The sequence below is a fragment of the Patescibacteria group bacterium genome (genome assembly GCA_018817715.1).
Classification (GTDB): Bacteria; Patescibacteriota; Patescibacteriia; order Veblenbacterales; family UBA10138; genus JAHITT01.
Genome location: JAHITT010000006.1, coordinates 78365 through 101329, shown reverse-complemented (window position 1 = coordinate 101329; position 22965 = coordinate 78365). Strand labels below are relative to the sequence as shown.

Annotated in this window: 26 protein-coding genes and 1 tRNA gene; 6 read left to right on the top strand and 21 right to left on the bottom strand. The window is 35.4% G+C overall.

The window, feature by feature from the left end:
- The first annotated feature begins 85 nt into the window (after positions 1 to 85).
- The 6 genes from KKC17_03580 to KKC17_03555 are packed head-to-tail and all read left to right on the top strand — an operon-like array spanning position 86 to position 6642.
- Positions 86 to 1459 carry a hypothetical protein gene (locus tag KKC17_03580; protein MBU1039272.1) on the top strand — a complete coding sequence of 458 codons (1374 nt, stop codon included), beginning with the start codon at positions 86 to 88 and terminating at the stop codon, positions 1457 to 1459.
- A gap of 24 nt (positions 1460 to 1483) precedes the next feature.
- Positions 1484 to 2269 carry a hypothetical protein gene (locus KKC17_03575; GenBank protein ID MBU1039271.1) on the top strand — a complete coding sequence of 262 codons (786 nt, stop codon included), beginning with the start codon at positions 1484 to 1486 and terminating at the stop codon, positions 2267 to 2269.
- A gap of 6 nt (positions 2270 to 2275) precedes the next feature.
- Positions 2276 to 4126, top strand: coding sequence for a primosomal protein N' (gene priA / locus KKC17_03570; GenBank protein MBU1039270.1), 1851 nt, complete (start codon positions 2276 to 2278; stop codon positions 4124 to 4126).
- A gap of 14 nt (positions 4127 to 4140) precedes the next feature.
- A complete protein-coding gene (gene def, locus KKC17_03565) occupies positions 4141 to 4623 on the top strand; it encodes a peptide deformylase (GenBank protein ID MBU1039269.1) in 483 nt (160 codons plus the stop codon).
- Entirely contained in the window at positions 4616 to 5548 is a 933-nt protein-coding gene (gene fmt, locus KKC17_03560) for a methionyl-tRNA formyltransferase (protein ID MBU1039268.1), read from the top strand. Before def ends, fmt begins: the two co-directional genes overlap by 8 nt.
- Before the next feature lie 2 nt (positions 5549 to 5550).
- A complete protein-coding gene (locus KKC17_03555; protein MBU1039267.1) occupies positions 5551 to 6642 on the top strand; it encodes a CapA family protein in 1092 nt (363 codons plus the stop codon).
- A gap of 10 nt (positions 6643 to 6652) precedes the next feature.
- On the opposite strand, the gene KKC17_03550 is transcribed toward KKC17_03555, so the two are convergent.
- The 21 genes from KKC17_03550 to KKC17_03450 form a co-directional block, all read right to left on the bottom strand.
- Positions 6653 to 8161, bottom strand: coding sequence for a glycosyltransferase family 2 protein (locus KKC17_03550; GenBank protein ID MBU1039266.1), 1509 nt, complete (start codon positions 8159 to 8161; stop codon positions 6653 to 6655).
- A 3-nt stretch (positions 8162 to 8164) separates the two neighbouring features.
- Positions 8165 to 8605, bottom strand: a complete 441-nt coding sequence (locus tag KKC17_03545) for a hypothetical protein (protein MBU1039265.1) — start codon at positions 8603 to 8605, stop codon at positions 8165 to 8167.
- 20 nt (positions 8606 to 8625) lie between these two features.
- Positions 8626 to 9132 carry a peptidylprolyl isomerase gene (locus tag KKC17_03540; GenBank protein ID MBU1039264.1) on the bottom strand — a complete coding sequence of 169 codons (507 nt, stop codon included), beginning with the start codon at positions 9130 to 9132 and terminating at the stop codon, positions 8626 to 8628.
- 160 nt (positions 9133 to 9292) lie between these two features.
- Positions 9293 to 10894, bottom strand: a complete 1602-nt coding sequence (locus KKC17_03535) for a hypothetical protein (protein ID MBU1039263.1) — start codon at positions 10892 to 10894, stop codon at positions 9293 to 9295.
- Positions 10895 to 11021: 127 nt separating this feature from the next.
- The gene (locus KKC17_03530; GenBank protein MBU1039262.1) at positions 11022 to 12278 is read right to left on the bottom strand and encodes a transglycosylase SLT domain-containing protein; all 1257 of its coding nucleotides are present in this window, start codon (positions 12276 to 12278) and stop codon (positions 11022 to 11024) included.
- 47 nt (positions 12279 to 12325) lie between these two features.
- Positions 12326 to 13741 carry an MBL fold metallo-hydrolase gene (locus KKC17_03525; protein MBU1039261.1) on the bottom strand — a complete coding sequence of 472 codons (1416 nt, stop codon included), beginning with the start codon at positions 13739 to 13741 and terminating at the stop codon, positions 12326 to 12328.
- Between the two features lie 70 nt (positions 13742 to 13811).
- Entirely contained in the window at positions 13812 to 14507 is a 696-nt protein-coding gene (locus tag KKC17_03520) for a DUF389 domain-containing protein (GenBank protein MBU1039260.1), read from the bottom strand.
- A gap of 40 nt (positions 14508 to 14547) precedes the next feature.
- Positions 14548 to 15399 carry a mechanosensitive ion channel family protein gene (locus tag KKC17_03515; protein MBU1039259.1) on the bottom strand — a complete coding sequence of 284 codons (852 nt, stop codon included), beginning with the start codon at positions 15397 to 15399 and terminating at the stop codon, positions 14548 to 14550.
- Positions 15400 to 15461: 62 nt separating this feature from the next.
- Positions 15462 to 16712, bottom strand: a complete 1251-nt coding sequence (locus tag KKC17_03510; protein ID MBU1039258.1) for a hypothetical protein — start codon at positions 16710 to 16712, stop codon at positions 15462 to 15464.
- A 179-nt stretch (positions 16713 to 16891) separates the two neighbouring features.
- Positions 16892 to 17113, bottom strand: coding sequence for a hypothetical protein (locus tag KKC17_03505; protein MBU1039257.1), 222 nt, complete (start codon positions 17111 to 17113; stop codon positions 16892 to 16894).
- Between the two features lie 304 nt (positions 17114 to 17417).
- Positions 17418 to 17687, bottom strand: coding sequence for a GIY-YIG nuclease family protein (locus tag KKC17_03500; GenBank protein MBU1039256.1), 270 nt, complete (start codon positions 17685 to 17687; stop codon positions 17418 to 17420).
- A 108-nt stretch (positions 17688 to 17795) separates the two neighbouring features.
- Positions 17796 to 17870: transfer RNA gene (locus KKC17_03495), tRNA-Asn, on the bottom strand.
- 180 nt (positions 17871 to 18050) lie between these two features.
- Positions 18051 to 18302: a hypothetical protein gene (locus tag KKC17_03490; GenBank protein MBU1039255.1), complete on the bottom strand. Its 252-nt coding sequence runs from the start codon at positions 18300 to 18302 to the stop codon at positions 18051 to 18053.
- A gap of 20 nt (positions 18303 to 18322) precedes the next feature.
- Positions 18323 to 18559, bottom strand: coding sequence for an SHOCT domain-containing protein (locus KKC17_03485; protein ID MBU1039254.1), 237 nt, complete (start codon positions 18557 to 18559; stop codon positions 18323 to 18325).
- Positions 18560 to 18587: 28 nt separating this feature from the next.
- On the bottom strand, positions 18588 to 19100 hold the full coding sequence (locus KKC17_03480; protein ID MBU1039253.1) for a hypothetical protein: 513 nt from the start codon (positions 19098 to 19100) through the stop codon (positions 18588 to 18590).
- Positions 19101 to 19877, bottom strand: a complete 777-nt coding sequence (locus KKC17_03475; GenBank protein ID MBU1039252.1) for a DsbA family protein — start codon at positions 19875 to 19877, stop codon at positions 19101 to 19103.
- Between the two features lie 73 nt (positions 19878 to 19950).
- The gene (locus KKC17_03470; protein ID MBU1039251.1) at positions 19951 to 20358 is read right to left on the bottom strand and encodes a hypothetical protein; all 408 of its coding nucleotides are present in this window, start codon (positions 20356 to 20358) and stop codon (positions 19951 to 19953) included.
- Positions 20358 to 20759 carry a cupin domain-containing protein gene (locus KKC17_03465; protein MBU1039250.1) on the bottom strand — a complete coding sequence of 134 codons (402 nt, stop codon included), beginning with the start codon at positions 20757 to 20759 and terminating at the stop codon, positions 20358 to 20360. The genes KKC17_03470 and KKC17_03465 overlap by 1 nt, the downstream gene beginning before the upstream one ends.
- 128 nt (positions 20760 to 20887) lie before the next feature.
- Positions 20888 to 21418: an NUDIX hydrolase gene (locus KKC17_03460; protein ID MBU1039249.1), complete on the bottom strand. Its 531-nt coding sequence runs from the start codon at positions 21416 to 21418 to the stop codon at positions 20888 to 20890.
- A 172-nt stretch (positions 21419 to 21590) separates the two neighbouring features.
- Positions 21591 to 22142: a hypothetical protein gene (locus KKC17_03455; protein ID MBU1039248.1), complete on the bottom strand. Its 552-nt coding sequence runs from the start codon at positions 22140 to 22142 to the stop codon at positions 21591 to 21593.
- Between the two features lie 2 nt (positions 22143 to 22144).
- Entirely contained in the window at positions 22145 to 22903 is a 759-nt protein-coding gene (locus tag KKC17_03450) for a PD-(D/E)XK nuclease family protein (GenBank protein ID MBU1039247.1), read from the bottom strand.
- Between the last annotated feature and the right edge of the window lie 62 nt (positions 22904 to 22965).

Sequence of the window (22965 nt, the reverse complement as noted above, 5' to 3'; positions counted from 1 at the left end):
ATAGCATTTTTAGTTTATAAAAAACAGTTGGTTAAGCAGAGTTTAATAATTGAAATAAGGGTCAATATTTGTTATAATATATAACATGAAATTACGACTGGTAGCTTGGTTTTTTATTGCATTTTTTTTGTTTAGTCCTAAGGTTGGACTAGCTCAAGAAAATTTCGACTATAATTACATATTATCGGACGATGATATGTTTGATTATGTTTCCATGGATTTGGTACAAATAAATTCTTTTTTAAAAGATAAAGGCAGTGCTTTGGCTAATTATGTTGATCCAATAACTTCTTTAGCAGCTAGTCAGATTATTTATTTATCGGCTCAAGAATTTAAAATAAGCCCGAAATTTTTGTTAGCTCTTTTACAAAAAGAACAAAGTTTAATAGAAAATCCGAGGCCGAGTAATAAAAATTTTGATTGGGCCATGGGTTATGCCGTTTGCGACAGTTGTAGTTTAGATGATCCTTTGTTACAAAAATTTAAAGGTTTTTATAATCAAATTTATAGCGCCGCCAAAAGAATTCGTTTAAGTTATTTAGTGGATTTAGACAGTCAAAACCGTACTATTTCTGGGTTTGGGCCCGGTTTACCCAAATTAGTTGATGGTCAGGTAGTCATACCAGCCAATAAAGCCACGGCTATAGCTTATACTTATACTCCCCATTTAGCTGGTAATCGATTATTATGGACTGTTTGGAATAGATATTTTAGTCGTTATTACCCCGATGGCACCCTACTTAATGTTGATGGTCAAACAGAGGTTTATTATATTCAAAATGGTTTAAGGAGGCAATTTGCTAATCGTTCAGTTTTTTTATCGTATTATGATGATTTTTCTTCTGTTTTAACGGTTAATAAAACCGAATTATCAAAATATCTTGAAGGCAGTCCGATAAAATTTTCTAATTACAGTTTTTTACGTATTCCTAAAGGTACGGTTTATTTGTTAGCTGATGATATGTTGCGAGGTATAGCTTCGGCTGAAGTTTTACGTCGTTTAGGAATAAATCCTGAAGAAATAGTTAATGTCAGTAGTGAAGATATTATTTCTTACGGTGAGGGTGAACCGATAACCGATAAATCAATTTATCCTTTGGGGGTTTTGTTACAGGATACAAAATCAGGAGGAATTTTTTGGGTGCAGGAAGGAGTTAAACATCCTATTTGGTCGCGAGAGATACTGCAGAATAATTTTAAAAATCGTAAAATAAGTCGAGCCACTACCAAACAATTGGAACAATATTTAACTGGTTTGCCGATAGTTTTTCGTGATGGTCAATTGGTGCGATCTTGGTCGCAAGCGACCGTTTACTTAATTTCTAATCAGACTAGGCGCCCCTTTTTATCAGCTGAAGCCTTTTTGGATTTAGGTTTTGATTTTTCTAAAGTTATTGCCACTAGTGACGAAGCTATCAGTATACACGTTTTAGGTGACCCTATTGGTGTTAGTTTTTAAATTAATTAAACAATATTAATTTTTATGCCTATTGTCGGCGCGGCTTTAGTACCCAATTCCCCTCTTTTATTACCTGGCTTAAAAAGCCAGGTGCGAAAGGCTGTTGTTAAAACTACTACCGCTTTAAACCAACTTGGCTCGGAATTATCTTTACGTTCTCCTGATATTATTTTTGTAATATCTAGTGTTAGTTCAGACACCAAACTTACTAAATCTGATTGGGCTTTTTTACAAAACCAGTCAGTTACTTTGGATTATTCATTTTTGGGAGATTTTATAAGCCAGCAATCAATAAAGATGGCCGTTGGTTTTACCCATCGTTTAAAAGAAACTTTGGAATCTTTATTCCCCATTCCTTTGGTTAGTGTAAGTAATTTACCATATACGGCTGGAGTACCACTTTTAATTTTTGGCCAGTCTTTGGTTGATAAACCGTTAGTATATTTACAGGTTCCGCAGAAAATAGATTTAGAAAATTTAAATTTAGTAAGTCAGCACTTATATGAACAATTGCAATCAAGCTCAGAACGGGTGGTTATTTTGGCCGCTGGTGAATTAGGGCGAGTTATTGGTACTAACCAGGTGGAAGCTAAACTTTTTAATCAACAATTCGTAAATTTTAGTCGCCAAGATGATTGGTCGTCTATTTATAATTTTCCAACGGAGTTGTTGGAGTTAAGCGGTCAATCAATTTGGTCGCCAGCGGTTTTGCTTAAATCTTTTTTAGCTAATAAAAAAATTAATTTAAATTTGATATCTTTCGAAGCGCCTTATGAGGCGGGTTGGCTGACGGCGGAATTTATTTATTAGATATTTATGGTTAACTTGTTTCCGATTGTTCAAGTGGTACCTTTAAAAAGATTGCCGCGCCGATTAACGGTTTTTGATTATAGCGCCGGTCCTTTACAGTTGAATCCTGGAGATTTAGTTAACTTACCTTTTCGATCTAGCCTGATAAAGGCGGTAGTAGTAAAAAAAATAATCAAATCTTCGTTACCTAAAAACAAAACTCTCAAAGAGGTTAAGGACTTAGTGGTTGCTAATTATCTTTTTTCTTGGCAGCTGCATTTGGTTAAGTGGTTATCTCATAATTATGGCTTAACCATGTCGGCGGCTATTAAGTTGTTTATTTTATTGCAACCTAATCGTAATTTTAAAATTGAGCCCATAAGCACTAAGCGCACTCGGCCACTTATTAAGAAAACGAATTCTTTTTTAACTAACTTGGTATATTCTTCTCCTAGCAAATTAGATGAAGTTGTTTTTAATTTGCTTAATCGGATTATGCTTCGGCAAGAACAGGTATTGTTTTTGGTCCCAACTAACAGTCGTTTAGAATTTTGGCAAGAAAAGCTAAAAGATAAATTTTCTTTGGTTGTTTTTTCTTCGGAAATTAGTTTAGCCGATCGTCGGGCGGTTTGGTTAAAATTACGGCGGGGAGATAAAGTGGTTGTGGTCGGCACTAGATTGGCTTTGTTTTTACCATTTTTAAATTTGGGTGGCCTGGTGGTTGATGAATCAGCTAGTGACTACTATAAGCAAAGTGATCAAAACCCACGTTATGATCCAGTGAGTTTAGCTATTGAATTGGCCAAGAATTTGTCGGTTTCTTGTTTGCTTTTATCAACTGCTCCTCGTTTAGAAAGATGGTATAAAGCTCAGGCTGGTCAAGAAAAATGGTTGGATTTAAAGGGTCAGCCAGCGGAATTGACTTTAATTGATATGATAGCTGAACATCAGGCTGGTAATAAAAATTTATTATCTTTGACTTCTTTAAAACTCTTAGAAAAAAGTCTTAAGACTGGGCAGTCTGTTTTTGTTTATCTTAATCGTTTAGGTGAAGCTACTTCGGCGGTTTGTACCGATTGTGGTTATGTTGCTAAGTGTTCTAAATGCCAAAGAACTTTAGTCAGCCGGTCAGACAAAAACAATCTTTATTGTTATCATTGTTCCTTAGAGGAAGTTTATCCCCTACCTTGTCCCGATTGTTCTGGTAATAATGTGGCAATGCGGGGAGTTGGTTTAGATAGACTTTATCAATTTGTTAAGAAGTTATACCCGGCCAGTATTGTTTTTAAAGATAGTCTATCTGACAAGGCGCCAGTGGGACCTGTTGTGTTGGTGGGTGGTCAAACGGCTTGGTTAAATAATCAAAAAACTAAATTTGGTTTGATTATTTTAGTTAATCCCGATAATGAAATGTCGGTGCCAGAATTTCGCGCTACTGAAAGATTAAGACACCGGGTGGCTGGATTTTTATCTAGCGGTGCTACGCGGGTATTAATTCAGACTTATCAGCCAGAACATTATGTTTGGCAATCTTTTATTAAGAAAGAAGGTCTAACCTATTTTTATGAAACTGAACTTAAAGAAAGAATTAAATACGGTTATCCACCTGTTAGTAATTTACTCCGCTTAACAGTTGCTTTAACTAGCCAGGCAGCTGCTTTGGCTAGTTGTAGAGTTTTAAAAAAGAAACTACAAACCAATTTACTGAATCAAGAAGTAATAATTGGTCCTTATGCTGACTATTATCACCAGCTTAGGGGCAAATATCGTTTTCATTTACTTGTTAAATTTACCACTAGTTCAGTTGGCCGTTTAATTTGGCCATTAGTTGGTGATGATGTTATTATTGATATAGATCCGGAAAATATTTTAAGTTAAATACTTTTTATAATATGTTACCTTTAATTATCGCTCCCCAGGATATTTTAAGAGCCAAAGCTGAAAGCTTACCCCTACCCTTAAGCAAGTCAGATTTATTATTGGCTCAAGCCATGGAAGCGGCCGTGGTTCATTATAATGGTATTGGTTTGGCTGCTCCACAGGTTAATTTTTCCCGCCGATTAATAGTTATTAGCACTGGAGAGAAACCGCAAGCTTATTTTAATCCGGAGATAGTAAAATCTTCTTGGCGCAAAGTTGTTATGGAAGAAGGTTGTTTATCTTTGCCTGGGGTTTATGGGTTAGTTAAGAGGCCAATTCGAGTATTAGCTAATTATTTGGGTAGTGATGGTCTCAAACACCAAGAATGGTTAGACGGTTTGACAGCTAGAGTTTATCAGCATGAGGTTGATCATTTAAATGGTATTTTGTTTATAGATTTAACTAAGGAAATAATCGCTGGTCAGGAATTGTTGGCTAAATATAAAAATGAATAAGTCATTTGTTTATTTTGGGACTTCTGATTTTGCCGATATTATTTTAACCGGTTTGCTTAAAGCTGGTTTAAGGCCGGTTTTGGTGGTGACTACCTTACCGCAGGCTAAAGGCCGGGGACTTAAAAAAACTTCTTCGCCAGTTGGTCTAAGAGCTGTAGCTAATCAGTTAGAATTATTAGAATCCCCTAGTTTAAAAAATGTAGATATCAAGAAACAATTAGCTAAATTTAAAACAGATTTTGCTGTTTTAGCGGCTTTTGGACAGATTGTGCCAGCTTCAGTTTTGGTTTTATACCCTAAAGGTATAGTTAATGTGCATCCTTCTTTGTTGCCTTTGTATCGAGGGGCCTCTCCTATCGCTAGTGCCTTATTGGCTGGTCAGTTTAAAACTGGGGTTAGTTTAATGCTTTTGGATGATCTGATGGATCACGGACCATTATTAAAGCAGGTTGAGTACCTTATTAAAGAAAAAGACAATGCCTTAACTTTAAGCCAAGCTTTGGCTGGTTTAGCCGGCGAAATATTACCCAATGTTTTAATTGATTATCTATCAGGTAAGATTAAACCAGTTGCCCAAGACCATTCTTTGGCTACTTATACTAAGTTAATTAGCCGTTCGGATGGGCGAGCTAATTTTAATTTAACTGCTGAGCAGTTAAATAATTTAAGGCGGGCTTTTTACCCTTGGCCTGGTTTGTGGACTACTTGGCGAGGTCAAGTTGTTAAATTATTACAAACAGAGGTTTTAGATGTTGAATTAACCAAACCAGGTTTGGTTAAAGAATATCAAAACCAAGGGTTATCTATTGATTGTCAGTCTGGCAGTATATTAGTTAAAGAAATTCAGTTAGCAGGAAGAAAACCAATGCTGGCTGGAGATTTTATTCGTGGCCAGGCTTCTTTTGTGGGAACTGTTTTACAGTAAATATGAATAAAATTGATAAATATTTTTCTTTTGTTGTTTCAGCTTTGTTAATTATGGCCGCGTTCTTCGCGGCTTTTTTTTATTTTAAGTACGGAGTAATCACCAAAAGTACCACGTCTAAGGAATCCCTAAATTTTTCTGACCAGGCGGTTAGTCAATTAAAAAAAGATCAACCAAAAGACCAATACGTAGTTTTTGGGGTGGTGGGAGATATAATGCTGTCCCGTCAGGTAGCTGATCAAATGAAAAAACATAATAATCCCCTGTTGCCTTTTATTGGTATGGGCGAATGGCTTAAAAGTAATGATTTTAATTTTGCCAATTTGGAATCACTTTTTACTGGTTCTAATTTTATACCACCGGTTAATAGTTTATTGTTTAATGCCTGGCCGGACAGTCTTTTAGGTTTAGTAGAAAATAATTTTAAAGTCTTAAGCCTAGCCAATAATCATGCTTTAGATTATGGTCTTAAGGCCATAAAGCATAGTCGTTCTTTGTTGTTAAACCAAGGGCTACAGGTTACCGGTGTTGGGCAAGATAGTGCAGAAGCTTGGCAACCGGCTATTTTAGAAAACAAAGGCATTAAAATAGGTTTTTTGGCCGTTTCTTATAGTTCTTTTAATGATAATGGCGTAGCTAGCAGTCCTTACATAGCCAGGTGGGATGATTGGAAAAAATTAAGCGCCTCAATTGATAATCTTAGACAGCAAGTTGATTTAATTGTGGTTAGTATGCATGGTGGAGTGGAATATACAGATAAAGCTTCCTTGAGTCAGATAAAATTTGCCCATACAGCCATTGATCAAGGTGCTGATTTAGTGATTGGGCATCATCCTCATTGGGTGCAGCCTAGAGAAATTTACAAGAAAAAAATGATTTATTATTCTTTGGGTAATTTTATTTTTGATCAAATGTGGAGTCAACCAACCAAACAGGGTTTAGTTGTTAGAATAACAGCTCAAAAAAAAGAAGAGCCGAACGGTCAAGTAAAGTTCGCTTTTGTTAAATTTGAAGAATACCCTATTCTTATAGAAGACTATGCTATACCTAAATTAAACGGGGCTGTGGAAATTATTAATATGCCCGTTAATTAATTTAAATTGGTTAAGTTGTGGCTCGTTTTTTTTCTGTTACCCAAAAACCTAAATATTTACCCAGCATTAATCTGGTTTGAGCGTCGGTGGCTGGTATAGCGCCAAAAATAATCATAATAATTGGAAAGAGTATCCATTGCAAAATCATTGGTATGTACATGAAGATGGATTTATCCTTGGGTCGGGCTGGTAAAAGCATGGTGGATAAAGCGGCACTGAATATTAAACCAATCATAGCTAAAGTCATTAGCCAACCTAGGACTACTGGGGCGTTATGAGCTAAAATAGTGGTTTTAACTTCATTATCAGCCATCATTAAAGGTAAGCGGCCAAGTATAAAAATAATTAAAGGAGCGGTGGCCCAAGAATAAACTCCCTCTAATTGATTCCATAAATAACGAGTTTTTTTGTTAAAAGGGATTGTTTTGGAGCGCCAAAAATGCCAAGCCATATAAGGAAAATTTTCTACACCATAGGCCCAACGTCTTTGTTGTTTATATTGATTAACCAAACTACGCCACAAGGAACCGGCATAGACCGTATCCATAGAAATAGGCATATACAAGGGCGTTACTTGATAGTTGCCATTGTAACGGACAAAACATTGTAAGAATATTCTAGAATCTTCGGTAACTATGTCATTTTGCCAAAAACCAACATCTACCAAAGCCTTAAAAGGCATGGAATGCGAAGAAAAAGTAAACAAACGTTCTGGTCTGGCCAAATCGGTTAATAACCAAAAAGTTGTGGAATTAGCTACAATTCGGCTAACAGCCGGTGATTGCCAGATATTGTTGTTATAAATGGCTACTGGCTGGTAGCTGGAATGTAAAGGATCGGGGTGAGTTAAATAAACATAAGTTAAATAAGAAAAATATTGCGGGTGGGCGCAAGAATCAATATCAAAAGTGGACACTATTATATTAGGATAATCTAGCCCTAATTGGTCGATTAATTTTTTAGCTTGGTGACCAGCCCAGTGAATATTAGAACCCTTACCGGCTATTTCCCCCACTATGTCACTAGGATGAAGAGTTATCAAAAAATGTCCAAAACGGTGACCGTATTCTTGTTTTATTAAATTGGCTGATTCTAAAAAATTATCTTTATCTCTAGCTTCACCAGCTAAAACGACAATAAATTTATCTAAAGGATAGTCCACATTAACTAACGATGTTAAAGAAGCTCGTAAAACTTCTAAAGATTCTTGATAGGTTGGTAAAAAGATTAAGTGATGAATATTTTGGCTAGCCGGTAAAGCAGTTAGTTTTAGTCGCCAATTTTGACTAACAGTTTGTTTATAAGTTTTCCAGGAACCAATCATGTAAATTAACAAATAAGCTACTCGCAGTAACCAATAAAGGTCAAAAACAATAATTATATAAATGGCCCACAGCGGTTTTATAAAAGACAAAATAACTGCTCCGATTAAAGTAGACCAGACTAATAGGCCGGGTATTATTTCAAATATCCGGTAAACTGTTTCTTTTTTAAATTTATTAAGCAGCCAAGCCAACATGAATTATTTTTTTTCGTTTTTATAATAAAGACTAAGAATGGCGACCGCCAAAAAGACAAAGAACCCCCAAACGCAAGCTGGCACTTGGGCTAGGGAAAAAGTTTGCCAGTAATTCGACAAACCCCTGATTAAAATTGGTAGGCCAATTTCTCGCCAAGCTACCCAACCAGAAAATAAAGTGCCTGCCCAAGCAAAAAATCTAATCGTTTTAGGAGAACTGAACCAATTAGATTTTTGGCGTAAGGCCAGCAAACTACTTAAAAGTAGCAAAGCAAAAAAACCTAAACCAAAAGGGCAAGGAGATAAACCGAATATCTTTAAACCCACACAAGAAAATATACCTGGTTCATTAGCTGGTGCAATATATTGCCTAAGAGTAACGGTTAAAGCGAATAAAGTGCCCAAGCAGGATAAACAAGAAATACTTTTTAAAATTTTGTTCATATTATTGAATTCCAGATATATTATTTAAGTTTTATGCTCTTTATAGTAATATCGGTTAAGGGATGATCGTCAGCATTTCTGGGTATATCTTCAATCTTATTTAAAAGGGCATAACCTTCGCTAATATAGCCAAAATTAGTGTGTTTGCCGTCTAGCCAGGGCGTGGCTTCGGCAGTTACAATAAAAAATTGACTGCCGTTAGTGTTGGGCCCAGCATTAGCCATAGCTACGGAACCGCGTACTAAAGGGTGTTCATTTATTTCGTCAGCAAAGGTATAACCTGGTCCGCCCCGCCCATCGTTAGACCAATCATCGTCTTTAGAATTAGGGTCCCCTGTTTGGGCCATGAAGTCTTTTATAACACGATGGAATTTAACCCCGTCGTAAAACCCCTCCGCCGCTAATTTTAGAAAATTAGCCACTGTTTGCTTAGGTTCAGGATAAAAAGTAATAGTCATCTCCCCTAAATTGGTAACTAAGGTGGCCGAGGTATAGTTTAGGTCAGGTGGAGTTTGAGGTTTAGTCATATTAGTAGCGTTACTAGTTGGATAGTTATTGGGATTAGTTAGTCCGACTTGTTGATAGTCTTGTTTATTAGCTTGCCAGTCTGGCCCTTTAAGAGAACAGCCAGCTAAAATTAAACCGATAAATAAAAAATAAAATAAAGTAAGTTTTTTCATTTTTGAATTAATACATTTGATCTCTTTTTTCTCGTAAAAATTGGAACCATTGCTCAATTAATTTTAGCAGAGTTTTGAACGGTAGTTCAAATAAAAAATCAAGAATAAAGACGAAAACATTTAATTTATCGAAAGTTGTGGATAGCCATTTACCAAAAGTTACCACTGGTAGACTAAAAAAGTCCAAAGCAAAAGCCAACATAGTATCTTTTTCGTTAATCAAACGTAACTGCCTTGCTTGTTGGCGCAAAGATAAACCAAAAAAACTAACAAGGCTTATGAATAATATAAAAAATCCACCAGATAATATATTAAAATTTAGGTTAATTAAGAAAGTTATGACCAAGCCAAAGGAGCTGATTATAGTAATTAAATAAAGTAAGGCGTAAAAGAATTTACCCCAGAAATTATTTTTGAGTGGTTTAAGTTCTTTAATCTTGTAAAAACCGGTATCACGACCGTAGATAAGCTCACTAACCGCTTCGGCTACCCTGGTTTCATTTTGTTTACCTGGTGATTTTATTAAAATGGTAATTAACCCCATTAATAAAGGAGGAAAAAGTAAATTTATGCCTAGGGATAAATAATGAACTTGTCCTAAAAAAATTTTTTCATAAGGGAATTCTACCAAAAGCGCTAGAACCATTTTAGTTATAAATATGTAAAAGATAGCATGGAAACCTTTGTTGCGTATTTTTTTTCTTGTTTTATTCCAAAAGTCGTGATAAGTTTTTTTAATTTGTTCGTTGAGTTTAGTGGGATCACTCAATAAATCTCTTAAGGGTTTGTCGGTTTCGTGGAGCATTTGTTGCAGAACGACTATGGGTATTAGTAATTTACGCACTGTTGGCATTACTCTTTTACCCAAGGATTGTTCACTTATAAATTTTAGATTGTGTAAAACACTGTTAAGCTGTGGTGACAACCAGTTGGCGGCTTCAGTAGTTTTTAAGTTAAACCAATTAGGATAATAATGTACTAACAGATAATAACCCAAAATATCCTGATCAGCTCTTTCTAATATTCTTTGGGTGTTTAAGAGTATTTGAACATTAATAGTTTCAGTATCTGCTTCACCAGCTGGTAATTTTATTAAGTCTTTTATCTGGTTAAAAGCAAAGGCTATGTAGGCATGTCGTTTTTGGGGCGAGACTAAATAAGAATCACATTCTACAGCTGCTAATCCTAAGACAGCTTCTCGCCATTTAGGATATTTAACTTGATTATTGTCGGTTTGTTGTAATAAAAGATAATATTTTTCTAAAACTGGCGAAAGCTCTTTTATCTTTGATTGTAGTACTGAATCATTTTTTAAATAACGCGATAAGATTAATTCGCGAATTAAAGATAAAGCCAGTTGTTCTGATTTATAATTCTTAAAATTAGGCAATAAGAAAGAACGTCTTAAAAATCTTTTAACAGCGTTCTTGCGGAGCAAATATTCATCTTTATAATCAATGAAATTTCTTATTTTTTCATATATAAAAATTGGCAAACTGGCAATTTCGGAAACATGGATTTTTGGCTGATCGTTTGTTTCAGTTGGAGTAGATTCGCTTAATCGTTGTATTAGTTCACTGCTCAGGGGAGTTAGGGGTGTATAGGACATAGCCGGTTAATATATTTGCCTAAGATTAGCTAAAATATCAAATTAGGTTATTAAAAAAAGTACGACAGGATTGTACTCTTTTTTTAAGCCTAAGGCAAGGCTTGGTTAGTATTTAAATTGTTTAGGACTAAGGTTTTAAGGCTAAGAACATTTGTTCACCGCTAGCAAAATGGTCGTAGACCAGTTCATATTTAGCCACGTAGTTTACGGTTTCCAATTTTAAACTGTTTTTGGAATGAAGTTTGTCCCAATTTTCTCCCCAGACAGCCAAGGCCTTTCTTAAACGGCTAGGTCCCCCATTATAAATGGCGGCTAAAAGAGCGCCGATATTTTTTTCCTTTAATTTTTCTTTGGTTCTAAGGTTGCTTGGGATAAAAATTAAATTATAATCCATTAAGCCAATGGCTGCTTTAATAGCATTATAAGGATCGGTCATCCCCTGTACAAAGTCAGTTGGTAAGGTTAAGCCTGGTTGCAATTTTCTTAAACTTTGATAAGTTGTTGGTATAAATTGGACTAAACCACGGGCCGAAGCTGAACTTTTAGCATAGGCATAAGCCGCCTGTTCATTACCAGCTAAAGTTACGTAAAATTGGCTTAAATAATCATAATGATTGTTATTTAAAAGTTGATGGGCACTAACATGTTCAATAGCAATAATTACTTTAACTAAAGCTGGATCTAAAACATCAGCTAGTAATTCTTTAGGATAAGCATAAGACCTAACGCCAGTAACTCTTAACTCTTCATAAACGGCTGCTATTTTATTGGCAAAATATTCTTGGCCAGCCGTTATTAAAGCTGGTTTAAGTAAATAATCGTGAAAGGGCGCATACACTACATTTTCCAACCGGTAAAACGGTCGTTGGGTTGTGCCCTGAGAATGATAAATTGGATGAATAACAGCTAAAACATAAGCTGTTGGCTGGCCGGTAACGCGGTATTGAGAATTTACTCCGTTATTATAAGTAACTTCCAGTTGATAATCGGATTTTTCTTTTAATTGTATTTTATTGCCAGCTTTATAAGCTGATAAATAAATTAATTGATTATTTTCCTCTTGCCACAAGGCTAAGGTAATTTCCACTGGTGCTGAATAACTGGTAACAAAAGTTGGTTTGGTGGGTTGTTTATTATTTTTAATTAATCTATCTTGCAATTCTTGTCGGGCTGTTCGTAAGTTAGACAACATTAAAGAGCCGTCGGTTACGGCGGTTGATGATTTAATTAATGATTGATTGTTGCTTAGGTTAGTTAAAACTGGCGCTGGTGAATTATCATTTGTTTCGTTTGGAGGGAGGTTTTGGGCCAAGCTGATGGATGGTTGCAATAGTAGAGCTATGGTTAATCCCCAACCAAATAAACGATAGTTATTTTTTTTCATCTTTTGTTATTATAACATATCGAATTTTTTCTGCCCACTGTACGAAGTTAAGAGTTTATTTTAAAAGTATCGCCGCGAGCCGGTATAGTAACTTGCCAATTATGTTTAGTTAAACGTAATTTATTTTGTAAAGATTGAGCTTGATTAAATTCACCATGAACCAAGAAAATTTTTTTAAGGTTTGGAGTATTGGTAGCATAATCAACTAAATCTTGACTGTCAGCGTGGGCGCTTAGTTCGTTCAAAACTTCTATACGGGCTCGTACCGGATAGTCATGGCCAAATAATTTGGCTTTATTGGCGCCTTCTACTAGACGCCGTCCTAAAGTATTAGCCGCCTGAAAGCCCGTTATTAAAACAGTATTATTATTATCCCCTAAGCCGTTTATTAAATGATGTAAGACGCGGCCAGCTTCACACATGCCTGAGCCGGCAATTACTATAAAACTGCCTTTTTTAGTATTAAGTTTTTTAGAGTCCTCTGCTTTACTGACGTAGGTTAGGTTTTTAAAAGCTAAAGGATAACGACCGCTTTGTAAAAAATCCTGCCAAGCTTCAGTATCATAAAGTTCGCGGTGAGTTTTAAAAACCTCAGTTAAATGAGTAGCTAAAGGACTATCTACATAAATAGGTAAATTAGGTACTTGGCCTTGGTCCATTAATTTATGGATTAAGTAGATTATTTCTTGGGTGCGGCCCAAAGCAAAAGCCGGTATGATTATTTTTCCTTGTTTAGCGGCTGTGCTGTTGATAACCTCTTTAATTTTTTCCACAGCTAAACTAAAAGGATCGTGCCGGCGGTTACCATAGGTGCTTTCTAAAATTAAGGCGTCCACTGATTCTTTAATATATTCAGGGTCGTCGATTAAAGGTGTATTAGCTCGTCCTAAATCGCCGCTATAAGCTAGAGTTGTTGTTTGGCCCGCTAGTTGGCTTTGAATGACTGTAACGGCTGAACCTAAAATGTGTCCGGCTTGATACATTTTTATTTTTAGGCCGGGTAGAATTTCTTGCCAAGATTGTTCTGTAGCCGAAACAAAAGGCACAATAATAAAACGTTTCATTGTTTTATCTACGTCGGTTTTATTGTAAAGAGGTTGAGCTCTTTTGGCGCCTTTAATTTTATGTCGGCCCATGTATTTGGCATCTTGCTCTTGAATTTTGGCTGAATCTAATAATAACCAACGTACGATATCAATGGTTGCCGAGGTAGCGTAAATTTTACCCTTAAAACCTTTTTTAATTAGTAAAGGCAATAAACCACTGTGATCCAAATGACCATGGGATAAAATAACCGCATTTATCTGTTTGGCATCAAAAGGTAAGGTTTTGTTTAAGAGATAAGTTTCTTGGCGGCGTCCTTGAAAAGAACCGCAATCTAATAAGATTTTATATTGACCGACAGATAGTAAATGTTTAGAGCCGGTGACTTCTTGAGCGGCACCATAAAAAGTAACTTGCATAGTTAAAGTTTATCATAGTTGGTTATATATTAAAAAAACCTCCTTAAAGCAAGGAGGTTTTTTTAAAGATTTATTCAGCTTGGTTAGTATGCTCTTTTACCTCTTGAACCACTTTTTGTTCGCTTTTATAGAATTTTAACATGGTAAAAGTTACCAAACTACCAACCAAAGTGCCTAATAAGTTAAAAAGAAAGACCAAAAAATAATAACGGGCTAATTCAAAATCTAAATTGCCTAAACGTATACCTATTAAAACCAGTGGTGGCACCAAAGATAAAGCAATGGCTGTACCAGTTACAGCGTCAATTATTTCTTTCCGGGTCCAGGCTAAAGTAGCGGCTACACCTGAAGCAATGGCCACAATAAAGTAAAGAATAGCCGTGCGCATGGTGTTTTCAAAAAATAAATTATGCTGATTGGAGCCAAAGACAAAGGACATAACCAGCCCGCCAACGACAATTAACAAAGATGATCTGATAATAAGTAAAGCACCATCTTTAACTGGTTTGGTTTGTCCGACAGCCAAGCCTAAAGCCGCCAGCATGACTGGAGTTAAGACTGGGGCTACTAACATACCGCCAATTACAATAAAGCTGTTATTTATTAATAAACCAGAAGACACAATAATAACAGCCAAAGTCAGCAAGGTATAAAAAACTGAATCCGGTTGGCTTTTTTGAAACAATTCAGCTACCGTGCGATATTGCTCAGCTTTAGTTACTTGGAGTATATTCTCTCCTTTTTTTAAATTATTTCCGTTAGTCACAGGTAAATTATACAGTTAATAATAATTATGGACAAGAGTTTTAGCCCTTCCTTATGACCATTTGGGGGAAGGGTATAATAATACCCGCTTGATCAAAGGATTTTTTTAATCTTTTTCTAAATTCGCCGGTAACTGACCATTGTTCCAGTGGTTTAGTGTCGCCTAGTACTTTTATAATCATGGCCGAATCGGCAAAATCATCCAATCTAACAAAAGCCGGGGCGGTTATTATTTTATCTTGCCAAATTGGATCTTTAGCCAAATCTTGGCCTACTTGGTTGATTATTTTTTCTGCTACATCTAGATCGGTCTCATAAGAGACGGCTATATTTAAATTTATTCGAGCATAGCTTTTAGAAAGATTAGAGACGATTTTTATTTCGCCGTGAGGTACGTGGTGGACCGTGCCGTCTAAATCGCGCATAACCGTAATTCTTAAGGACATATTTTCCACTAGGCCACATTTGTCACCTAAACAAATTACATCCCCCACCCGGTACTGATTTTCTAAAATTAAGAATAAGCCGGTAATAACGTCCCGAATTAAATATTGTCCACCAAAACCAAAGGACAGACCAGCTATACCAGCGGCCGCTAGTAAAGGCGCAATAGCCAGTCCAGCTTCAGATAAAACCATTAATCCAGTTAAAGTAATTACAGCAATTCGACTGGTGCTAGTTAGTAGGCCTATTAAAGTTTCCTCCCTTTGTTTTTCCTCCTTTTTATTGGGATATTTATTTTCACGAACAGCGGTCGTTACCAAACGTTTTATAATTTGTCGGCTAAATTTATTTATTAGCCAGGCGACTAATAAAATAATTATTATTTTAAAGCCATGGTTTATTAGCCAGGAAAAAAGATAAGTATTGTAAAATTCTATAATTTTTGTCATAAGTTTTTTTATCTAGAAAATAAAAAAGAGTGGTTAAGCTGGGTAATTTATTTTTTACAAGATTAACCAAACATCAGCCAGGCTGGTTTGAAGATTAATAATAAGCCGATAATTAGCATTAATACCCCGCCGATTAAATGTGACCAACGTGTATATTTGGTAGTTAAGCCGGTTAATCTGAGAGTTATCATGGCAATTATAAAAATTAACAAATCGTCCAACATAAAAACAAAAACATAAAGAAGCAAATATAAATAATATTGCCAGGTTGCCAAATGACTAAGTGCTAATATTTGGCTGTAAACAGCCGGTAGTCCGGCTGAACAAACAAGTTCTACCAAATTAACTGAAGCGGCTAAAATTATTATGCCCGCTAGGGCCCACAATAAACTACTTTGCTGGGTAATATTTTTTAGTCTGGTAAAATATTTATTTCTTTTTTCTGTACCAACTACTTTGCAAGCACCTTCTTTGTTAGAAAAGTATTCTTTTAGGTTATAAGCTCCCCCGCCCAAGGCGATTAAGCCGATTATAAAACGCACCCAAAATAGAAAACCGACAAATAATAATAAATTAAGCCAAGCGGCCATAAAAATAAAATAAACCGCAGCTGAAGAAACAATAAAAGTGCTGCCTAATAACCACATTCTTTTATGGTTAGGCATATTAAGTAGTAGGCCGATTAAAAATACTAACACCCACATAGCGCAGGGATTAAAACCATCCAAGGCGCCTATAATAACAGTTAAAACTGGTAAAGAAAATTTGGCTAAGTTAGTTACACCTAGTAGTGGCAAGTTGATATTAAAAGATTTGTTATCATCATTTGGCAAGACCTCGGTGTTGCTTACTGTTTTTTGTTCAAAAAATTGGTCTTTAGTTTTAGCATCAGTCGGTTGTTGATTAACCGAAGTTAAAGCGGCATCAAAGCATGGTTTATTTAAAGCTGATTTAACAAACCAGTCTAATTGTCCGCCGCTAGAAGATTCATCATACCAACCGATTAAATAATTTTGGCCAATTACTGTAAAAGGTACGCCATTAACTTCTATAGCCAAATTATCGGTTAGGCGTTTCATTAGGCGGTAATTATCAAAGTTTTTGCTGATTTCGTGACTATCGACTATTAGTTGGGGGTACTGCTTTTGTAGAGATAGTAAAAAGGGCTTGGCCTTAGTACAATGAGGGCAACCCTCTTGCCAGAAAAAATAAGCTTTTACCTGGGAACAGTTTTGATTAGTTTGGGCCTGGGCTAAATTAGGCAACAAACTTAAAGCTAAAAAAAGAAAAATAGCAGAAATTGTTTTTGACATACAGTATAAAAATACAATATTGTGTGAAATTTATCAAAGAATTATGGTTTATTTATTGTTTTTTAGGGTGTTAAAATTTTTTGACTGATAGTTAATTTAGCCTTTTAATTGCCTAACACAACACCTCCCTAGTTATAATTAAGGAGGTGTTTTTAATAAATCTATAATTGATGTCTAAATTAGAGTTTTTGGATCTCTTTTAAGTCTTTGTCGGGTAGATATAAAATCAACAAACCCAGCACCACTCCGCCCAAAGCTGTCCAGCCGTGGTAACCACCCCATAATTCATAGTCCAACCAGTCCAGTATGTACCAAATCCCCCGCCAGACCAAAACCAAACCCACCACTACAGACAAATTTTTGCTTAAATAAGATAAGGATAACTTTTTTTGAAAAAACATAATTTATATACCCTGTGGATATCATAGGCTTATTCGTACGAATAAGCCTATAAAATTACATGCCTAAAAAGTGCATTAATTTGTAAATTAGCATGGCTGGCCAAATAATAGCCTTAAGTACGCCTAAAAGGCCTACAACAAAGCTGTCAGCCTGCTGGATATAATAAACTGCTGCACCAATTAGCCCTAGGCCGTATATGCCGCCGACAATGCCGTCACCGTGTTTTTTTCCGTAAATAGATATAGATATTAGTTAAAAATTAAATAAGATAGTTTTTAAGGTTTTGTTTTTGGGATGTTCATTTTATTTATGCCAGAGATTATTTTTGAAATAATCTTTTAAGATTTTTTCTAATTCTTTTTTACCATTGCCACCTTTTAGAAAAAGTTCTCTTCGTTTAGCGTCAGATTCGACTATAAATGATTCATAATATATTAATATTAGAGGACGCCGACTTTTTGTTGCTGTGACATAGCCATCTTGGTGGGATTTAATCCGACTTTTTAGATTGGGAGTATAGCCTGTATATAGTTGTCCATCTTTGATAGAATGGAGAACATAAGTGTAATACATAAATTAATTTTAGCATAAAAAAATCACCTAGCGTACACCGGGTGATTTTTTTTGCTCAACGTATCTATATGGCTCCCGCGCTAAGCGCGGGTATAGCCACGCTGAGCGTGGCTCTGGGGGAAGGACTCGAACCTTCAACATCTGCGTTAACAGCGCAGCGTTCTACCTTTGAACTACCCCAGAATAATATTATTAAGTTATAAAAAACCACCAGCCCTGGGTAAGGACTGGCGTTTTTTTTGAATACAAGCTAACAGGCCAAGTCCTTAGGGCTGGTTATTATCGTTATTGTCGTTATTTAAACACTTGGCCAACATAGTATTAGTGAATATAGCAAATCTATTTAATAAGTAAAGCTTATAATTATTTACTTTTTTTGCCCTTAATTACTTTATAACCAATAATACCGGAAAGAATAGTAGCCGCGCCGATTACGCCGGTTAGAATTTTTTTCTTAGTCTGCTCGTCGGACTGATCATACTTAACTTTGGCCTCTTTGGTCATAATCATAATTTTATCGCCAAGTTTGCGAAGCTCTTCGGTAATTTCATCTTTAACTTTGTTAGTATTTGATTTAATTTTATTTTTTGTAGATTTTTTAATTGATAATTTCATAAGTTTGATTATTTATTAATTTAGGATTGTAAGTTTTTTAATTTTTCTTCAAATTCTTGCTGGCTTATTTCGCCCTTGGCATAACGCTCTTTTAAGATAGCCGCAGCTTTAGTAGAACTGTTGTCTTGGTGGTTACTTTTGGTAAAGTGTTTAACCAGCCAAATAAACAGTAAAATAGCTGCCAGCCAAAAAACTATCATAATAACCGGACCAGCCATCCCCCAGCCAAAAATATTACCACAATAGGAATTCCACATAAAATTTTATTAGTAGATAAAGAATTAATTATTCAAACACTATCTCTAGTGTATCATTGTCTTTCATTTCATATTTGTCAAATTCCCAATTAGGTTGCCCGTTAACATATAGACTGAGTTTTTTGTTGTTGTCAGTACAATAATCAAAAATACAGTTGCTATTAAAAACTTTTCCCCAATTGTTAAAGAATTGTCCCAATTGAGTGTCTTGTTTAGTTGTTAAGCCGGAAAATTCCAGATGAATGGTGCCGTCGGTTTCGTGAGTATGAATAGGTAAATGTATTGTTTTTAAACCCACATCTGCCGGAATTTTTTCTAACTGGCCGTTTATTTTAATGCTTAACTGAGCGTGCCAATGAAGTCCATTTTTAGATATTAAACCATTATCAATTTTTGGTTTATTGTACGATGATCGTAGAATTAACCAGGTTATAAATCCGGTTATCAACAAAAACAAAATAAGAAATGAAATTTTTTTGACGAATTTTTTTCTATTTTTTATTTTTTGATTAAGTTGTTTAGTTGAATTATATTTAGTCATTTATTGTTCTAGTAAAGAATCTACTATTTGTTTTAATTGAGCATAAGGAACAGCCCCTTCCACTGGTTGTCCATTAACAAAAGTAGTGGGTGTACCAGAAACGCCAAAACTAGAGCCTTCTTGCAAATCGTTTTGGACTTTACCAGCAAATTCTCCGCTTTCCAAACAAGTTTCAAACTTGTCTTTAGGTAAGCCTATTTCTACGGCTAAGGGGGTGAGTTTATCTAAAGCAAAACCAGTACCGTTGGAGGTTGTTCTGTTGAATATGGTATCAAGGTAAAGCCAAAATTTGTCATTGCCACCAAGTTTGCCCGCGCATTCAACTGCCTCAGCTTCTTTTTGGGCATTGGCGTGGAAAGATAAAGGAAAGTGTCGATAAATCCAACGGACTTGTTCGGGGTATTCTTGTAACAATTGGAGCATAGAAGGGTGAAACCGTTGGCAAAAAGGGCATTCTAAATCTGAATATTCTATTAATGTAATAGCCGCATTTTTATTTCCTCGAATATAGTCGGTATCTTTAGCAGTGATATTAACTGGTTGTAGGGGCGGGTTTAAACCAACGGTATCGGTATTATTAGCAGTTGGTTGGTTGGGAGAGTTGGTAATTTTTTCGGTTTTGTTTTTATTAGTCAATAAATAGGTGGTGGTTAATAATAAACCCAGCAGACCTACAACAGCTAAACCACTAACTAAGCCGAAAATAAAACTTAGTTTAGGTGGCATGTTTTCGAACAAATTATTTTTAGTTTGTTCGGTAGTTTTTAATAAATGCATGTTTTAAAAAATAAAATAATAAAATTAAAAGACGCCCTATTTTTATCTAGGGAATTTTTTAAAATATTTTAAGTTAAAAAATTTTAGGATGCAATAAACCCCGAGAAAGAAATATTTTTAAGTAACAATAAAAAGGCAAATCTGAATAATACCTTTTTAAAAACAGAGAGCATTTATAATTTTTGTCTTTTAACCAAAAAGATTTTAATAAAAATATTAAACTACCGGCTAATAAAAATTGCAGCAATAACCAAGCCTTGTTATTTTTAACAATTGGTAAAATTAAGTCTCTGTTTTGTTCGTGCAAAAAATGAGTTTGCGTCAATATTCCGCAACATTTTTCTGAATTATTGGACAAATTAATAAATCCAGTCGTTGCAGATTCTTTGGGCTCTATTAAAACAGAGCAGAAGCTTAAAAGTATTAAAGCTGCGCCTATTAATGAAATTGTAGCTAGCTTTAAACTATGGTTTATTTTCATTATTTTTCTGTGGTTTTGCCGTCAAAATGATCATCCAGATCGTTTAGAGCCTGGTTTTTGGTTAGGTGAACAATGCCGTCTTTATGTTCTGGCGGCGAATAAACCGTGTATAGCTTCATATCATCGCTTAAAGAGCTGTTAACCACGTTATGCTTAACGCCGGCCGGTATAACAATAGCGTAATCTTCTTTTATTTCCGATTCCACGCCGTTTAAGATAACTTGTCCACTACCCTGTTCTATTCTAATAAATTGGTCTAGGGTGTGAATTTCTTCTCCTATATCTTCCCCGGGTTTAAGCCGCATAACCACTAATTGGCTGTGTTTACCCGTGTAAAGCACCTGCCTAAAGTTTTTATTTTCTTTGGTTATTTTTTCTATGTTAGAAATGTAGCCGTTCATATGTTTTTTTAAATTAATAATAAGTGGTACTTGGTTAAAATTGCAGACCTTTATTTAATTATATTAAATTATCAAAGATAATACAAAAAAATTTTAGTTAGACTAAAATTAATTAGCTGTACTTAGCCTTAATTAAGTGCCAGGTGGTTTTTGGCCTCCTTAAGCCAAGCCTGAAGCGCTTGTACATTATCCTTAAAAGCCATTTTTTTAGGTAGTTCACTGGGTTTAAACCATTTAAGTTGGCTTAAATCATCGCCAGCTTTGGCTGGACCACTTATAATTTCGGCTAAATAAAAAATATTCACACAATGATCACCAGTAAAATAACGGCTTTTAAAAATACCTAACAGTTTGATAATTCTAATATTAAGGTTAGTTTCTTCTTTAATTTCCCGTTTAGCACCTTGCAGAGGATGCTCCCCAGCTTCCAAAAAACCACCCGGTATATTCCAAAGGCCTTTTTTAGGGCCACTGGCTTTTTTACCCAGCAGGACTCGGCCGTTTTTAACAATAATTACACCAGCGGTGGTTTTAGGGTTTTGATAAAAAACAAAATTGCATTGTTGGCAGGTTAATCTTTTACGATTTTCTTTAGGTATTAAAATATTTTTAAATAAACCGCCACACACGGGACAGAATTTATATTTTATTTTGGTCATAGCTCTAAAATAATTGCAAAAAATTAATAGTCTGGTAATTAAACTTACTATTTTTAAACTTAAACGTCAAAGATAAATAATAATCTAATTCATCCTTATAAACCTTCTAACATTCTTGAGAATGTTAGAAGGTTTAATTAATTGGTGGTTATTGAATTGTGGTGGTAGAAAATTAGTTAAATGGTTTGTTTATAGCCGCCTGCACTTGTTCAAAAATATTAGCATTCCAATTATGGCCAGCCTTAACCAGTTTAAGGGGTAAATTATAACGTTCAGCTAGAGTTTTAACTGTTTGGTCGCAAAAAAAGCTGTCGTCCTCCCCTTTTATAATAAGTAAATTACTTTTAGGAATTTTTATAAGTTCGGGTAATAAATCTATTTTAATTAATTTAAAAACTAACTTTAAACTAGACCACCAATGCTCTTGTTTAATAAACTGACTTTCTTTAAAACCTTCTTGATTTAAATACTTAAACCAATTAAATAAAATAATAGGCCAAGGTTTTTTTATTAATAAAGGATTAATTAAAATAAATTTGGTAGCCGGAGTGATTTTAAGATTGGTTACTGCCCAAGTGGCGCCTAAACTGTAAGCAATTACTATGTCAGGCGGGTTGGTTAAAGTGGCTTGGTTGTGTTTAAGCCAAATATCCACTGCTGGCCAAGGGCCGTATAAATGGCCTTGGGTTAAAGTTCCGGGTACAAAAATAATATTGTTGGCCATAATTAAACTTCGTGAGGCCCAACTGCTTCCCGGTAGCGGCAATAATCACAATCAAAGGCTGCACCTGGCAGATTGTTAGCATTTAAACATTCGTGTGCATCGATAATAGCCTGTTCTACCCAAGAATCGTCGCCCTGGTAAGGCAAAACTTTAATGTCAAAATCCAGGCGGGCATTAAAACCTGGGCGGTCAGTTAAGCCATTACAATAAACAAAATAGCCAGTGGGGTTTACCTTAAAATTGTTTTGCCTAAAAAGCCATTGATATATTTCCATTTGTCGTTTGTAACCAATTTGCCAATCAGCTTCTAAGGTTACTTCTTGTTCTTTGCTGGTACTTTTATAATCTACAATGATTAATTCTTCTTGCTCGTTAAGCCAAACATCGTCTACTCCGCCAGTTACTAGTAAATTGGTTGGCGGGTGTAAAAAAGTTATGCCGCTGCGCAGACTATCGCGCCAGGTATCAATTTGTGGGTGGTTAAATGGTACAGCTTTAATACCGTTTTCTACCATTAAAGGATGTGGAGTTTGGGCTTGGCGGTGAGTGTCGAATTCTTTTTTTAATAAAGTATCCACAGCCGAGTTTAAAGCAAAGGGATAACCAGGCGGTTGAGCCACGCCTAAGCGCCTGTCTAAATAAAAGCACCTCGGGCAATTTAAAAATAAATCAATCTTACTGCGGCTTAAGCGAAAGGGTTCGCCTGATTTAGGGTTATAACAGTATTTACTGGAGCGGTTAGGGTTGTAATATTTGGACATAGATTAGTAAAATAAATTTTCAAATCCTAAAACTTAAATCCTAAAAATTTAAAACAATTGCG